The sequence below is a fragment of the Streptomyces sp. 150FB genome (assembly GCF_000818195.1).
Classification (GTDB): Bacteria; Actinomycetota; Actinomycetes; order Streptomycetales; family Streptomycetaceae; genus Streptomyces.
The window spans coordinates 5,556,797-5,571,642 of record NZ_JTHL01000001.1 but is presented as its reverse complement, the minus strand read 5'-3'; the positions used below and the strand labels follow the sequence as shown (position 1 = coordinate 5,571,642).

Genomic DNA, 14,846 nt, shown 5'->3' with positions numbered 1-14,846 from the left:
CGCCAGGCATATTGCCTAGTTCTCTGTTGTCTCGGCATGCTTGCCTCAGTCAGGCGCACGCCCGCTCGGCCTGGCGTGCGCGCCGTCCGCCGACGGACGCCACGGGCCCCAACGTTCCGCCGACGCTTCTGGAGGACCCTCATGCCCCGGATCACGCTTCTGCGGCAGTTACTCGAAGCCGGGCATCTCACGACGTACAAGGCATTCGAGGCGCAGTTCTCCCGCGCGGCCCGGCGGCTGGCGACGGAGGCCGACGATCCCCGGCTGGCCTCGGTGGTGGTCTCGTCGCGGCAGTTCGACCGGTGGATGAGTGGGGAGTTGAAGAACCTGCCGCGCCCTGACACTTGCCGCATCCTGGAACAGCTCCTGGGAAGAGCAGCCCGCGAACTGTTCGCGCTTGCCCCATCGGAGCGGGATACCCCCGCTCAGGCCCCTGCTGAAATCTCGCTCGTTCCCGCTGCCGGTACGGTCGCGGACGACGAGAATCCAGTCGACATCATCACCCGCGCCCGCCAGTTGAGCTGCGGCAATGCGGATGAGGCAACGCTCGCGCTCCTCGCCTCTCAGCTCGACGAGATCACCGACCGATACGAACTGGATGGGCCGCGCGGCCTGTCGGGGCAGACCAAGAGTCTGCGGAAGCTGGGCCACACACTGCTAGCTGGTCAGCAGCCACCCTCGGCGCGCAGGGATTTGTTCCGTATCACCGCTCGGGCCGGCGGCCTGCTCGGCTACATGGCCGTGAACACTGGCAACTTCCCGCTGGCCGAGGCGTACTGCGCGGAGGCGCTGGAGTTGAGCCGGGCGATCGGCGATCTCGACACCGAACTGTGGGCCGGCGGCACCCTGTCCTTCGCGCTGTACTACTCCGGCCGGTATGACGATGCCGACGCACAGGCCGCGGCCACGGTGGACCGGTCGCCGGACCACCCGCAGGCCATCCGGCTGCTGGTGAACGGCCGCGCCCGCGCGCTGGCCAAGCTCGGCGACCGTAAGCGGACCGAGCAGGTGATCGGACAGGCCATGGACCTGTCCGACCGGCACGACGTGGCGCCCGGCCTGACCTCCTGCATCTCCTTCGCCCCGTACGGGCGGGCCCGCACCCTGGCCAACGCGGTGACCGCGCGCGTCGCGCTGAAGGATGCCGTGCACGTGCTGCGCGAGGCCGACCGCCTCGACGACCTGATCGAGAAGTCCGACTCCGCCTGGAGCCGTTCGCTGGTACGACTGGACGTGGCTACCGCCCTGCTCCAGCAGCGAGCGCCGGACGTGGAGCACGCCATGGCCCTCGGCCGGGAGGCGATCGCTTTCGCCGCCCCGCTGCCCATCAGCTCGGTGCGGCAGCGCTCCCGTGACCTGTACGAACGAGCGGCCCCTTGGCAGTCCCGGCCTGCCGTACGCGAGTATGGCGAACAGCTCCGCGCCTGGGGCTGTCGGACCTCGCCCGCAACGGCAGGGTGATCACGAAGGAGTTAGCCGGGTGTCTCCGCCGCACATGCCGCTCAGCGCCGACCCCGCCTCGTTCCCCGTCCAGCCCCCGGCTGATCTGAACGATCCGGCCATGCTCGTGGCACACGACCAGGCGGCCTTCGACGCCGTCGAGTCCATGGTCGACCATTGGGCCCGGCCTGGGTGGACACCCCAGACGCGCGTGTACTACTGGATGCTCACCTTCCCCGACCACCCAGAGCTGGCCGCACTCGCCCGGCAATGCCAGCGTGACCTCGCGCCGCTGGGCCTGGACCCAGTGCCGGACAACGGACTCCACATCACGCTGGCCCGCATCGGCTCCCCCATCACGCTGTCCCCCAACAGCCTCGATGACCTGATCGGCGCGGCGACGCCCCTGCTTCCGCCCGCCTTCCGGCTTCAGGCCGTCCCGCTGGCAGGATCTCGGGGCGCGGTACGCCTATCGGTAGCCCCTTGGGTCCCGGTGGTGGCTCTGCATGCGGCCCTCTCCGACGCCATGGACGCGTCCGGCCTGCCACCCCGTAAGGCAACTGCCGGGTTCCGTCCCCATCTCAGCGTGGCCTACAACAACAGGCCCCGCCCGGCGGCGCCGGTCATCGAGACCGTCACGGCGCTGCGCGGATGTTCTCCCGTGGAACTGCCGATCCAGGAAGTGCAGTTGGTGGAGCTCCGCCGCGAGGGGCGGGTCTACAGGTGGGACGTGGTCAAGAGCCTGCCGCTCGGCTGACCACCGGCTCACGCCGCGGCAGGACCGCGACCACGGCCTTGCCGGTCGCGGTGTTCTCCACGTACCAGCGCCGTGTCAGCATCTCCACCAGCCACAGTCCGCGCCCGGACTCCGCCAACGGGTCGCGTTCGGAGGGGGCGGGTACGCGTACATCGCCGTGGTCGTCTCCCGCATCGTGGACCGTGACGACAACTTGGTCCGCGTCGATCTCGATCGCCAGGCAGTCGGGGCCGCCGGCCGTGTGCCGCACGGCGTTGCCGACCAGCTCAGAGGCGATCAGTACCGCGTCGTCCACGCAGGAAGCGACGTCGGCGAGCAGGATGCGGACCTGTTCGCGGGCGACAGCCAACGGCTCAGCCTGACCGGCCAGAGGCACCCAGTGGGTGGACGGGGTCCGGCTCGGGGGGCATGGGGTGTTCGCCATCACGGTCCGCTCTTCCGGTCGTACGACAGGGACGTGACCCTCAGGTTCCGCTTGTCGGGGGCGCGTCTCCACGACGCCTGCCCGCCGTTTCAACGCCGTTCGGGACGGCGGCTAAACGGCGTATGCGCGGCGTGGAGACGCCGACCGCGGGGCGGGAGTCTCGAACTCCCCGCCCCCGGTGGGGACATTCGAACCGTCGACTTCACGCGAGGAGATCACCGTGACCGACTTCGTACGTACCGCCCCTCCGACGCCCGCACCGCCACCCGTGTTCTCTGTGATCGACCGGTTCGCCGGCCCCTGGGAGTTCCTGTCGAACTACTCGCCCGCGCAGGTCCGCCTCGGCAACCGCCCGTACCCCACGGTCGAGCACGCCTATCAGGCGGCCAAGACCACCGACGAACAGGTGCGCGCCCGCATCGCGGCGACGCCCGACCCTGACGAAGCCAAGGCCCTGGGCCGTCGGCACGCAAACCGTCCCGACTGGGAGGAGGCCAAGGTCGTGGTGATGCGCGCCCTGGTGGAGGAGAAGTTCCGGGCCCCCGACCTTCGGGAGCGGCTGCTCGCCACCGGCAGTGCCGAGTTGGTCGAGGGCAACGACTGGGGCGACCGGTTCTGGGGCGTCTGCGACGGCCACGGACAGAACACCATGGGGCTGATCCTCATGGCCATACGAGAGCAGGCCCGTCGCCGCCAGGCAACGGCACAGCTCGACGAGGAATCGTCGGCCATGGCCAGCGTGGGTGCCGGTCTCCTCGGCGGGCTCAACTGCGTGTCGCAGGCCTGTATCCCCACTATCCACGGAGTGTTCACCGCCCGGGGATATCGGAACCTGCTCCAGGGCGGCGAGCAGCTCGCCCTCACCCTGGGCCAGGTACGCGGCGGTGAAAGGGTCCTGGTCCGTGTGCACTCGGAGTGCGTAACCGGGGAGGCCCTCGGCTCGCTGCGCTGCGACTGCGGCCCGCAACTGGACGCCGCGCTGGCGGCGGTCGCCGCCGAGGGCGCCGGAGTGGTCCTCTACCTACGGGGACACGAGGGCCGAGGCATCGGGCTGTTGGCGAAGCTGCGGGCGTACGCGCTCCAGGACGCGGGGTTCGACACCGTGGATGCCAACCTCGCCCTCGGTCTGCCGGCCGACGCCCGCGACTACCGGGTCGCCGCACAGATCCTCGCGGACCTCGGTGTCCGTTCCGTACGGCTGCTGTCCAACAACCCCGACAAGACCTCTGCGCTACGGGAGTTGGGTGTCCAGGTGGTCGAGCAGGTGCCGCTGCTCGTCGCGCCGACCGTCCACAGCTTCGAGTACCTGCGGACCAAGCGGGACCGCATGGGCCACGAACTGCCCGGCCTGGCCCTGCCCCTCCTCGCGGAGCGCACATCATGATCGGTCCTCGTCCCGTACGGGTGTCTGCGGCGGAGGGGTTGCAGCCCGGGGCGTTGGCCGGGCCGTGGGCGCAGTCCGGCTACACGCCGCTGGAGCTGGTGGCCGAACTCCCCTTCAGCACAAGGCTGGTACGTCTCGCCGCCCCGGGCCGTCCGAGCTGGGTTCGCCACGGCCGGACATGGCGCCACGCTCCCACCCAGCAGCTCCTGGCCATCCTCGCCCGTACGCCCGCCCTGGCCGGTCCCGTCCGACTGCTGATCGTCGAGCGGGGCCGGACCCGGATTCTTGGCGTACTGCACGAAGCCGAGGTGCCCGACCCGTGGTCGGTGACCGGCTGGCTCGGCCGGCCCGACATCCGGCCACTCGGCCCCGACGGACCGACGACCGCCGAGGCACTTGCCGCACGCAGCAACGACTACCGCCCACTCGACTACGCCGCTCAAGCCCTCGGCCTGCGCCCCATGGACACCTTCCGTGCCCGATCGCTGCCCTGTCGCGAAGGCATCAGCGTGATCCTCCCGGCTCGCGGGGTGCACGAGGTTCTGCCCGACGTACTCTCCTCACTCGCCGAGGCCGCCTCCCGGCTCACTCCGGACACCCCGTGGGAGGCGATCGTCGTCGACGACGCCGACGACCCTCCCCTGAGGCTGCCCACCGGGCTCCCACCCCAGATCCGGCTCGTCCGCAGCGCGACCCAGCTCTACAGCGGTGGAGCCCGCAACCTTGGGATGACGCACTCCCGTTACGAGCTGCTGGTCTTCTGCGACGCCGATACCCACCTCTCCCCGAACTACCTCCAGCAGCACGTCGCCCGGCACCTGATCGCGCCCAACCTGATCACCGTCTCCCTGCGCGAACACGTCCCCGCCGATCTCCCCCTCCCCGACCGCGCTCCCGACGTAGGCCAGGACTCCCGGAGCATCGCGCAGTACGCGCGGGGGCGCGTCGGCCTGGCCCCGGTCACGGCGCCGGTCACCGTCCGTCCGCTCGCCCAGACCCGTGGGTTCCGTAACTTCGGCCACGGCCGGCACCTCGGTCCGGTCGATCTGCCGTTCATGGTGAAGGGCAACAACCTGGCGCTGTCCGCCGCCGCTGCCCGCCCGCTGGGCTTCCCGCCGGAGTTCGCCGGCTGGGGTCCGGAGGACATGTGTTTCGCGGCCAAGCTCATCGCCCGCGGCTCCTACGTGATCCCCGTACTGTCCACCGGGGTCTTCCATCGCGCACACCCGCCCCGCTCCGGGAGCCCCGAGCGCAGGGACGCCGAACTGGCGACGAACCTCGCCCACTACGCCCGCCGCCTGGACGAGCCCGCCGCCCACCCCTGGCGACTGCCCCGGCAGCAGAGGAGGGCAGCGCGCTGATCCCCTTCGACGTCACCGACGCCTGGCACCCCACCGTCAACCCCTCAGCCCGGATGCCCGTGCACCACCACCGGCACCGGCGCCTGCTCGGCCACCACGACGGGCTGCTGAACGAGTTCCCCCGGCGTCGAGGCGGGATCACCATCCGCCTGCCCCGCGTCGCCCCGGAGGGACTGCGCGTGGTCGAAATTGCCACCCCGGAAACGGTGTTCGCCTTCGCGCCCTGGTGGCTTCCCGCCTCCGACCACCCGTCGGTACGCCTGATCACCCGCATCTACGACGCGGCGCACGCCCACCCCGAGACCACGGCACGCGAACGCACGGTCCTGGAGCGCCTACGGGACGACTTCACCGGGCGCTGCACCGCTGCTGGCTCGGCTCTCACCACGGGCGAGGCCCTGTGGCAGGCCGCCGACGCCCTGCACAGGGAACTGCTCCCGAGCCTGCCGGAATTGAACCTGATCAGTCTCACCCGCTCTCCGGCACGGCATCTCCTCGCCGTGGGCCTCGCCCGTACCCCCGGCGGCATGGTCGCTGTGCTCCAGCGCTGGGCAGCGTTCGACCGCACCACCATGTGGCCCCTGCTGGCGGTCGCGACCAGCCCCCAGGGCATCCCGCTCCGCGTCCGCCTCCACGCCCGATCCGGCCGCCTCGACACCACACCCCTCGCAGCGGGCCAGGGCACCAAGGCCGCCCCCCTCTCGGAGGAGCAACTGATCGAGCTGCTCGACAGCGGCCAACTCCTCCCCGGCGCCCGCCTCACCGCCCTTGCCGAGACCGTCCTGCAACTCACCGGCACCCCCGTGCGCCACTTCGGCAACACCTACGGCCACCACACCGCCGTCGCCGGCCTGCTCCATGCTCCTGACGCCGTCACCATCCCGTGCTGCCCGGACGACGAAGACTCCTGGCACTACGCCGACATGCCCCACAGCACCGGCCGCTACCCCCTCCACCTGATCGAACTGGCCGCCTGCACATCCGACGCCCACCAGGCCGCCGAAGCCCTCGTCACCGAATCGCTACGGCGCCGCCGCCCCATCCCTCTGTCCCTCGAAGGAGATCTCGATGCGACCGTACGCAGTGGAGGGGCTGGACTGTTCCGGCAAGAAGACGATCACCCGACTCGTTGAAGACCTCCTGCGGCAACAGGGCTTTCAGCCGCAGACCGTCATCGGCCCCCTCATCGGCGGCGCACTCGGACGCCTCGACGCCCGCCTCGCCAACCTCACCGGGCCCGTGCCCAGAGGTAGCGCCAGGGATCTGCTGCGCCGGGGTCTCTACGTCACCGAACCCGTCATCGACCGCATGGCCCGACGCCCGCTCGGTACTCCCGTAATCAAGGTGAGCACCCACTTCCGGGCCTGGGCCCGCGCCGAGTTGGAGGACGACCACCGCATGGCCCGCCTCTACTCAGCCACTTCCTCGGCCCACGTCCGGTTCGCCGGCGCGACCCTGCTCCACACCGACTTCCCGGTCCGCCTCAAACGCCACCGCGCCGACGCCGAGGCGGGCCGTACGGCCAAGGACGCCGCCCGCCGCTTCTTCGGCCCGGATCGAGACGCTTTCGCCCGCTGGCACAACGCCCTCGACCGCCTGATGACCGCCCACGTCCCCCACGTACTGCGCCTGGACAGCACCACCACCGACACCGCCGAACTCGCCACCCGCATCGCCCTGCACGCCACCACCTGCTGGGAACGCGGTCAATGACCGGTCCCGTGCACCCTCCCCAACAGGTACCCGGCGTCAGGCCCCTCACAGACGTGCACCAGGTTCCGCAGCAGGTACTCACCCGGCCGCCGGTCCAGCAGCAGGTGACGGACGTACGTCTTCCACCACTGAAGTACGCACCCAGCCTGCCCGCCATCCAGGTCCCAGACCTCGACCTCGTCCGCGGCCAGATACTCCAACAGCCGAGCGCGAACCAGTTCGTACTCGGTGGTCGTCGTGGCACCCGCGTACACCGCGTCAACTCCCGCTTTTCCCAGCACCAGCCGATGCGCCGACCGAATACCGAAGCCGAGCCCGGCCAACGAAAGCTCCAGCAGCTCGCGCGTCTCCACCACACCGAACGGCAACGTCTCCACCACACCCAGGAGGCGCGCGGACGCCGTACCGCCTTCCCGGGCCGTCCCCTGAAACGCGGCTTCGGTGCGAGCCCGCTCGGATACCTGCACAGCGGCTCGCTCGGCCGGGGGCCGCCAAAGACCGGGAACGAGCGACGTCCCCGTACCGGAGCACATCCCCGCCAATGCGGTCAGCAGAGCCACGGCACGCTCGCGCGCCATCGTGCGGTGCGGTCCGCTCAGTGCGTCAGGCTTGCAGAACACCAAGGGCATGACGAGGACTTCACCCCCTCGGCCCGCCTCTGGGCAAGCCATCCGCATCACCGCACCACGGAGTCACCATGACCACCTTCCGCTGGATCACCGAGCCCCTCCCCACCGGCATCACCGTCCGCCAGGTCTACGGCTTCTGCTTCGACAGCACCGGCCGCGTCCTACTCCGCGAAGACGGCGGCCACTACGGCCTGCCCGGCGGACGCCCCGAAACCGGCGAAGACGCCCTGTCCACCCTGAGCCGCGAATGCGACGAAGAAAGCCAGATCACCATCGCCGACCCCCACTACCTCGGATACCAGGAAGTCACCGAGGACGGACAACAGCCATACGCCCAACTCCGCTACGCCGCCCGCATCACCCGCTTCCACCCCCGCCACAAGGACCCCGACACAGGACGCACCTACGGCCGCCTGCTCACCCCGCTCCACAGGGCCCCCGCCCTGCTCGACTGGGGCATCGACGGCCTCCTCCAAGCCGCGAGCGCCGTCCACGCCGCCCGCACCCTCGGCCTGGACCCCGCCTCCGTCCACGAGGACACCTGGCACAACTGACCACACACTCACCACTCACGAGGAGACGCCCGTGCGATGGCACTTCCACTACCCCAAGCGCACCAGCTTCCACCCGCCCGACCTGGAGTCCCCGGGCCTCGGCGGCTGCGAGGCGTCCCTCGTGCTCCTCACCCGGGCCCTGGCCGCCCATGGCCACCACGTCGAAGTCTTCAACTGCTGCTACCGGCCCGGCGTCTACGACGGCGTGACCTGGCGCATGGCCTGGGAACTCGACACCGCGCCGACACCGGACGTCGCGGTCGCCGTCCGCTTTGACGAAGCACTCTGGCCCGCCGATTCAAAGGCCGGCCGCCACCTCTTCTGGATGCTCGACGACCGCCCCCGAGGCCCCGCCGCCTTCACCAACCGCTTCGGCAACCAGGGCGGCACGGTCGTCATCGCGTCCCAGGCCATGCAGAACCGCATCGACGCCCACGATCCGACCATCCCCACCCGGTTCATCCCACTCCCGGTGGAGACCGACCGCTACACCCGCCCCATCGAAAACCGCGCCCCCATCTGCCTGTACGCCAGCATGCCCAACCGCGGCCTCGACGCAGCCCTCGCCCTGTGGCCCCGCGTCCACGCCGCCGTCCCCGATGCCGAACTCTGGATCACCAGCGGCTGGCAACTCTGGGGCTTCACCAACTCCGAATCCGACGACCGCTGGACCCAACTCCTCGGCGGCAACGCCCTACCCGCTGGCGTCCGCCTCCTCGGCACCCGCCCCCGCAGCGAACTGATCGAAATCCAACAGCAGGCCGCCCTCACCCTGTACCCCTGCCGCTTCCCCGAAATGTTCTGTCTGAGCGCCGCCGAATCCGCAGCAGCCGGCACCCCAGTCATCACCAGCCCGATCGACGCTCTCACCGAACGAGTCCACCACGACCAAACGGGCCTACTCATCGGCGGAGACATCGACCACCCCGACACCCAGGCCGCCTTCGCAAACGCCACCGTCGAACTCCTCAAGAACCCGTCGCGCCGCGAAGCGCTTGCCGCTGCGGCGAGGGCCAAGACTGGTCGCCTCGGTACGGGCAAGGTGGCTGCCGCCTGGGAAACAGTTGCTCGAAAGGGATCCTCACCCCGTAGCACGTCCCCTACGCATTACTAGGCATCTTGATCACCAACAAGAAACGAGGCGCTCTGGCGATCGCAGGAACTCTGCGTACAACGCCCCCCGACTGGCAGTCGCCATGCGTACGCTCTGCTGCAAGGCCAAGAAGGCCAGGCTGGTGGCGCCGCTGCAAGCAGCCTGAGCTGCTCTGGCGAGGTCAGGGGAAGGCTTCGCCGACCGGCCAGTGCTCCGGCAGACCGAGGGCGGTGTGGGCAGGGCAAGCCGCCGGCTGGTATTCGACTTGGACGTCGACCAGTTGTGCTGTTGCCCAGGTAGGAAGGACGGGGGCTGGGAGCGAGCTGGAGTCGGGGCTTTGCCAGAGGACAGGGATGTTCTTCGTCCAGGTCCAGGGTGCTGGGTTGTCGACAATGAGTACGCCGCTGACCCGGTCGTGGGCGTGGTCGTAGGTGGCAGTCCAGTAGCCGTCGGGCCGTCGGCCGAAAGTCGGTGTGGTGGCGTGAGCATGCTCCACCGAGGTCCCGTAGAGCGCAGTCTCGGTGTCCTCATCTTCGGGGAACAAGGCCGCATGACCAACCGCCACGATGAACGGTAGCGCTAGATCTCCGTACTTCCCACCCTTCCTCTTAACCGCATCGAGCACCCGATCTGACCCGTTTTCGATCCAACTTATCGCGGGGTAGATGCCGATTGTCCTGCTCGTTGGATCGCCTCGCTTGCCGGGGCTACGGGGGAGCGCCTCGAACGTGATGTGCCAGCCGGCCTCCTGCCAGGTATGCCTTGGCAGTGGCACAGCGCGCTCGTACTCGGCGGTGACTTGGTCGGGGTCCAGGCTCGCGAGCCACCGAGTCAGCTCAGCCTTCAGCCGCTTCTGCGGCGGCGTTGCCGTACCGGCCCTATCAAGCTTGCACGACACGAAGAAGTTTGGGCTCGGCACGCCATCGATGGCATCAGTCAGCTGAGGCGGGAGCGGGTTGGTCACGGCGTCACCCAAGCGCTGGGCCGTCCAGATTGCCTCGACAACGAACTGTTGGCCGTCGCATGCGACTAGGAAGTCAGGGTTCTTGCCACGGGTACCTATTCGACGCTCGATCTCCACGGTGCAACCGGAGCCGAGCAGCATTTCGTGCAGATACAGCTCCCACAGCGCGGAGGAGACATTCGTGTCGGAGTTGCGATCCAGCAGCCGACTGAGCGCGACGGGCTGAGCGTGGTGCGGGAGATGCGACCACCACTCGTTGATTACGTCCCGAACCTGGTCCCAGAACGGACCGGCGATCCGCTCGAAAAACTCGGCGTCTGTCTCCGCCGCTCGCTTCGGAGACGCATCCGTCCGACTCCGGTTCTTATATACGACCATGGCCAACGATCGTAGGTTGCCCAGCCGAGCACTTCCATCTGTTTACGCTGCTGTGTGGTGGGCTACAGGAGGCGGATTAGGGCGCCCTAACTAAGCGTCGGACTCCACCTCGCATGAGACTTTCGCGGGAGCGGCTTGTCCATCACCGGCCACGTCGTCGGCGTTGCCGACAAGGCCAACGGCTGCGTCGACGATGCACTTGCTGCACTCGCCGGTTTTCCGAGTCGAAGCTCGATCCAACTCGCGCCAAGATCTGCGGTTTCCGGACAGGCAGCACCAAGAAGAAAAGCACCTTACATCCGCAGTATATTTACACAGATCAATCATCTTCGGTCATTTTAGGTTGAAGTTAGTAATTCCGGTTGTTGCTTAACAAGTTCACCCTGCACCCTGAGTGATCACGATTACAGCCACGAGGGAGGCATTGATGAGCGGCGCGCTCGACGTCATGCAGGTAGCTGGCAGTGGGGCCACAGTGCTGGTAGCCGAGATGGTCAAGAGCGCGTGGGAATCACTGCGCGGTGCCATGGCGCAGCTATTCCGGTGCGGCGGTGATGAGACCGCAGACGTTGAGCTGGGTCTGCTGGACGCTGCGAGGCAGAGGCTCGTAAACAGCTCGGCGACTGAGCGTGCTGACATGGAGCAACAATTGCGGCAGGAGTTGCTCATCCAACTTGCCGCCTTTCTGCAGAAGCACCCCGAGGCGACAGAAAATCTTCAGAAACTGATAAAGCGTGCAGGCAGCCAGGAAGAAGCGACCTCAGCAACGCTGGTGGCCGAAAACAACAGCAACAGCCAGGTGATCCTCTCAGGCGGTTCCATCAGCACCGCCGGCGGCAGTTTCACATATCAGGCGCCGGAGCGCCCGGGGCACAGGGGCTGAGCATGGATAACACGAAAAACTCCGTTCCGCCCATCTCCTCATTTCCTCCCGACCTGCCAGCTGTGGCGACCGATCGCGTCAGTATCTTGGTGAAGGACAACGAAAACTCTTCCATCGTGGTGGCCGCAGGTGACGTGATCACGGGCGGGAAACCGCCTCTTCCCGTTGAAGACATCCCAGACGCCGAACTGAGGGCGGTGCGGCGGGCCTGGGTACACAGCGATGCGGCGGCCCAAGAGGTAACCACGGCGGAGGAGGCTGCCAGCCTGCTTGTCGGCGAGGGGCCCGCACTCGCCGTGATCGCTGGTCCGCAAGGCTTCGGGAAGCGGGCCGCTGCGCTCAAGGCTTTATGGGAAGCGTCCCGATCGCTCACGGGTGTGCCTCTTGGTGCGCAGGAACCGAAGCTGCAGCAGATCCAGCCCGACTGGGATGACATGAAGGTGCCGGATGTCTCCCTGCTTCCGGCGGCACCCGGTCACGGTTATCTGCTGGACATCACCGCGGAGATCGGTACCTGGCAGAACCCCGCCAACGTGGCGACCTCGCTGGTTCGTCACGCGGAGCGACTGCGGACGAAGGGCTCTTTTCTCGTTCTGGTCACGGACACACACGGCTGGCCTGCAGACGCATCCGGCGCGCTGGCGGACGTGTTGGTACGAGCCACTCGCCGCCCATCGCCCCAGAGAGTCGCGGCAGCGCACCTGCAGTGGATGTACGACATGCCGGATCGGGCGCGATGGCTAAACCCAGACGCGCGGGATAGCTCCGAACTGGACGGGGCCGCCTCCCATCTGGTGAAAGATGCCATGAGTCCGGCGGAGGCCGTCCGCTTGGCCGGCCTGCTCGCCCGCGCTGAAGCGTCCGTCGACGGCATCGCCCAGGCGCAGGCGGCCTTCCAGAAGTGGGAGAAGCTGGTCGAGGAAATCTTCGAAAACACCAAGGACGACGCTGACGACCGTGCGCTGCTCATTGCCGCGCTCTTCCTCAGCGGGGACGACGCGCTAACCGTGCAGGATGCGTCGAGAACCCTGTTGGGCGAGAAAGGGCAGCGGACAATGCGAGACATCCTGACTGGCCCCGATCTGACCGCACGGTACAACCGGGTCAAGGTCCGGGTTCAGGGGCGATACATCGACATCGACGAGAAACCTGGATACGCCCAAGCGGTGCTGAACCATCTCTGGCGCCAACGTGCCGACATCCACGAGCCGTTGCTGAATTGGATCGACTCAGTCACAGGGCCTAAACATCCAGGTGCAGCACGTCTAGAGAGGATTAGCGATCTACTGGTCCAGCTCGCTATCGCGGAAAACGATATTCGGGTCATCAAGAAGATCTACTACTGGATCGATAACGGCGAGGCCAGCTCCGAACACCAGCAGTTGATCGGCCGAGTGCTGACCACCGCCGCACACGCTGACACCCTCGGCACCCAAGTGCGCGGCCTCCTGTTGGACTGGGCGCAGGAAGCCTCAACCGCCGTGACAACGGTCGTCACCTTCGTCTGTCGGAGCGACTTCGCCGAGCACTACACCTACCAAGCTCTGATCCGCCTCCGTTGGGTGCTGGGCCGACCTACGCGGGATGCGGCTGTGGAGGCGGCTGAAGACGCCATCCGGGACATCGCGGCACGTCCCGGTCTCCTGGCCCGTGTCTGGAAGTCGGTCGTCAAGTGGCCTGATGAAGGACGTGGACTCGCGGCGAGCCGTGCCTTCCTGGCCTTACTCGACCCTCGCGACAATCCATACGTCCTTAAAGTAATGATGGCCGCTGCAGAACGGGACGCTGAGGTCAGGCAGAAGCTGATCGCGGGATGGCGCACGGCCCTCAGCAATCCTGCCGTCACAGCCGAGAGCCGTGACCTGTTGATCGGCTGGGCTCGGGCCTGGGCAGACCAACAGGTCCCTCAGGAGCTGATGGTCGACCTCCTCAACGACGTAATCGAGCAGCACCTGCTGACAACCCCTATCGCCGCCCTCGTCTACGGGGAGCCTGGCATTGGGTACGACCAGTCGGTCATCGACCTCCGCATGCGACTGCGGCTGCCCTCTCCGCTGTCCCACACCCCCACTCACGTACCGAGGTGACCGTGCCACGCCACTGGGTGTCGCGCCGCCGCGACCGAAGGGCCCTACGGCGCGGCCTCTCCTCGTTCGAGGTTCGCCTTCCAAGCAACGTGCACGGCATCGCCTTCACCGGCACCATCAAGGCTGCGGTCACGTCCCCGTTCCCTCACCCAATTACCGCCGACGACATCATCGACTCTGTCCGCGCCACCCTCCGCGACGTCGCTAAGGACGTTGCACGGAGCTGTGACCCGACTGACCTCGCTTCAGCACGCGACCTCTGTGCCCGCCACGTGCGCACCCCCCGAGATCTACCGACCGAACCGCCCATCGGTTACCAGAGCCAGTTACTCACTCTCACGCTGTCCTTGGCCGATCAAGCTGCCGTGAACACACTCCTCGGGGCTCAGCGCGACCAAGCTGTCAAGGAAACTCTGCGCGCCCAGCGTCAGCAGGCCCTCATTACCGGCCTAGCCGAACCAGCCGCTGTACTCGCGCATTGGCTGGAAGCCACTGGCAATTGGGACAAGCTACCCGACAAAGATTCCGTGGATCTCATCTCAAAGGCGTTCAGCGAGCACCACCCAGGCCGGCAAGAACCTGTCGAATACGCCCTCATCGAAGTGGTGCGCGACTTCCTCAGCACGTTCGACGCTCCTGAGCAGAAGAGGATGCTCGTCACCCTCCTCGCCGGCGGCATGAGCCAGGCTCAACGACCCTTGCACGCTGCACGCGCCACGACCTTGCTCAACGGCCAGTGTCCCCAGAACCCAAGGGAGTCCACGTGACCACGCGGTCTACCGCACTCAGAGCTCGGTGACGACCACTGTGCTGCGCTGGCTGCTGGCGCCTCGCACCAGCTGGACAGCCTGGAAGCTAGCCCGATGCAGCAATGGCAATCTCACCTTCGACGCCGCCTGGCGAAACGCCCGCGTTTGCCTCCGCCCCGACGAACTGCCCTACCGACGCTCCGGCCACGTCTCGCCCGAGGACTAGAAGTCTTGGGTGATGCCGTCGCTGCAAGACCGCCCTGGAGCAGGGTAAATCCTTGATCCAGAAGGGGGCTATCTCGTCTCTTGTGCACCAGGCCTGGACCCACCCCCAGCTCCGCGTGTCGGGACCCCAGCCGTGATCAAGTAGAAAAGATTCTTCGCCCTTGTCATGAGATCAGGCCTCCCATGCCTCTTCAGATGTGTACAG

At 67.5% G+C, this 14,846-nt stretch carries 14 protein-coding genes; 11 read left to right on the top strand and 3 right to left on the bottom strand.

Going from position 1 to position 14,846, the window contains the following annotated elements:
* The first annotated feature begins 141 nt into the window (after nt 1-141).
* Both QR77_RS23900 and QR77_RS23895 read left to right on the top strand, forming a co-directional pair.
* A complete protein-coding gene (locus QR77_RS23900) occupies nt 142-1,461 on the top strand; it encodes a hypothetical protein (protein ID WP_040024181.1) in 1,320 nt (439 codons plus the stop codon).
* Nucleotides 1,462-1,480: 19 nt separating this feature from the next.
* Nucleotides 1,481-2,197 (top strand): 2'-5' RNA ligase family protein, encoded by a 717-nt coding sequence (locus QR77_RS23895; protein WP_107068974.1) that lies wholly within the window; start codon nt 1,481-1,483, stop codon nt 2,195-2,197.
* Here QR77_RS23895 and QR77_RS23890 read toward each other — a convergent pair.
* Nucleotides 2,175-2,546 (bottom strand): ATP-binding protein, encoded by a 372-nt coding sequence (locus QR77_RS23890; protein WP_052489012.1) that lies wholly within the window; start codon nt 2,544-2,546, stop codon nt 2,175-2,177. The genes QR77_RS23895 and QR77_RS23890 overlap by 23 nt on opposite strands.
* Nucleotides 2,547-2,841: 295 nt before the next feature.
* On the opposite strand from QR77_RS23890, the gene ribA reads away from it, so the two are divergent.
* Genes ribA through QR77_RS23865 form a run of 4 tightly spaced genes read left to right on the top strand, consistent with a single transcriptional unit; the run spans nt 2,842 to nt 7,079 of the window.
* A complete protein-coding gene (ribA, locus tag QR77_RS47855) occupies nt 2,842-4,005 on the top strand; it encodes a GTP cyclohydrolase II (protein ID WP_160310950.1) in 1,164 nt (387 codons plus the stop codon).
* Complete coding sequence (locus QR77_RS23875) at nt 4,002-5,366, top strand: glycosyltransferase family A protein (protein WP_078877077.1); 1,365 nt, start codon at nt 4,002-4,004, stop codon at nt 5,364-5,366. The genes ribA and QR77_RS23875 overlap by 4 nt, the downstream gene beginning before the upstream one ends.
* Before the next feature lie 53 nt (nt 5,367-5,419).
* Complete coding sequence (locus tag QR77_RS23870; RefSeq protein WP_150130435.1) at nt 5,420-6,499, top strand: hypothetical protein; 1,080 nt, start codon at nt 5,420-5,422, stop codon at nt 6,497-6,499.
* Nucleotides 6,435-7,079, top strand: a complete 645-nt coding sequence (locus QR77_RS23865; protein ID WP_150130434.1) for a hypothetical protein — start codon at nt 6,435-6,437, stop codon at nt 7,077-7,079. Before QR77_RS23870 ends, QR77_RS23865 begins: the two co-directional genes overlap by 65 nt.
* Here QR77_RS23865 and QR77_RS46040 read toward each other — a convergent pair.
* Nucleotides 7,073-7,456: a hypothetical protein gene (locus tag QR77_RS46040; protein WP_160310949.1), complete on the bottom strand. Its 384-nt coding sequence runs from the start codon at nt 7,454-7,456 to the stop codon at nt 7,073-7,075. The two genes, QR77_RS23865 and QR77_RS46040, sit on opposite strands and share 7 nt — an antisense overlap.
* Nucleotides 7,457-7,776: 320 nt before the next feature.
* On the opposite strand from QR77_RS46040, the gene QR77_RS23855 reads away from it, so the two are divergent.
* Together QR77_RS23855 and QR77_RS23850 are read left to right on the top strand one after the other, a co-directional pair.
* Nucleotides 7,777-8,262 (top strand): NUDIX hydrolase, encoded by a 486-nt coding sequence (locus tag QR77_RS23855; protein ID WP_052489011.1) that lies wholly within the window; start codon nt 7,777-7,779, stop codon nt 8,260-8,262.
* A 31-nt stretch (nt 8,263-8,293) separates the two neighbouring features.
* Entirely contained in the window at nt 8,294-9,376 is a 1,083-nt protein-coding gene (locus QR77_RS23850; protein ID WP_040024173.1) for a glycosyltransferase family 4 protein, read from the top strand.
* 160 nt (nt 9,377-9,536) lie between these two features.
* On the opposite strand, the gene QR77_RS23845 is transcribed toward QR77_RS23850, so the two are convergent.
* On the bottom strand, nt 9,537-10,697 hold the full coding sequence (locus tag QR77_RS23845; RefSeq protein WP_040024172.1) for a hypothetical protein: 1,161 nt from the start codon (nt 10,695-10,697) through the stop codon (nt 9,537-9,539).
* Between the two features lie 427 nt (nt 10,698-11,124).
* Here QR77_RS23845 and QR77_RS23840 point away from each other — a divergent pair, with 427 nt between their 5' ends.
* From QR77_RS23840 to QR77_RS23830, 3 genes are all read left to right on the top strand, one after another.
* On the top strand, nt 11,125-11,580 hold the full coding sequence (locus tag QR77_RS23840; RefSeq protein WP_040024171.1) for a hypothetical protein: 456 nt from the start codon (nt 11,125-11,127) through the stop codon (nt 11,578-11,580).
* Nucleotides 11,581-11,582: 2 nt separating this feature from the next.
* Nucleotides 11,583-13,667 (top strand): hypothetical protein, encoded by a 2,085-nt coding sequence (locus QR77_RS23835; protein WP_150130432.1) that lies wholly within the window; start codon nt 11,583-11,585, stop codon nt 13,665-13,667.
* A gap of 89 nt (nt 13,668-13,756) precedes the next feature.
* Nucleotides 13,757-14,434 carry a hypothetical protein gene (locus tag QR77_RS23830; protein ID WP_040024168.1) on the top strand — a complete coding sequence of 226 codons (678 nt, stop codon included), beginning with the start codon at nt 13,757-13,759 and terminating at the stop codon, nt 14,432-14,434.
* Nucleotides 14,435-14,846: the final 412 nt, after the last annotated feature.

Coding starts and splice junctions, on each gene's coding strand:
- QR77_RS23900 (WP_040024181.1), top strand. CDS start 142: ATGCCCCGGATCACGCTTCTGCGGCAGTTACTCGAAGCCGGGCATCTC.
- QR77_RS23875 (WP_078877077.1), top strand. CDS start 4,002: ATGATCGGTCCTCGTCCCGTACGGGTGTCTGCGGCGGAGGGGTTGCAG.
- QR77_RS23870 (WP_150130435.1), top strand. CDS start 5,420: ATGCCCGTGCACCACCACCGGCACCGGCGCCTGCTCGGCCACCACGAC.
- QR77_RS23865 (WP_150130434.1), top strand. CDS start 6,435: ATGCGACCGTACGCAGTGGAGGGGCTGGACTGTTCCGGCAAGAAGACG.
- QR77_RS23855 (WP_052489011.1), top strand. CDS start 7,777: ATGACCACCTTCCGCTGGATCACCGAGCCCCTCCCCACCGGCATCACC.
- QR77_RS23845 (WP_040024172.1), bottom strand. CDS start 10,697: ATGGTCGTATATAAGAACCGGAGTCGGACGGATGCGTCTCCGAAGCGA.
- QR77_RS23840 (WP_040024171.1), top strand. CDS start 11,125: ATGAGCGGCGCGCTCGACGTCATGCAGGTAGCTGGCAGTGGGGCCACA.
- QR77_RS23835 (WP_150130432.1), top strand. CDS start 11,583: ATGGATAACACGAAAAACTCCGTTCCGCCCATCTCCTCATTTCCTCCC.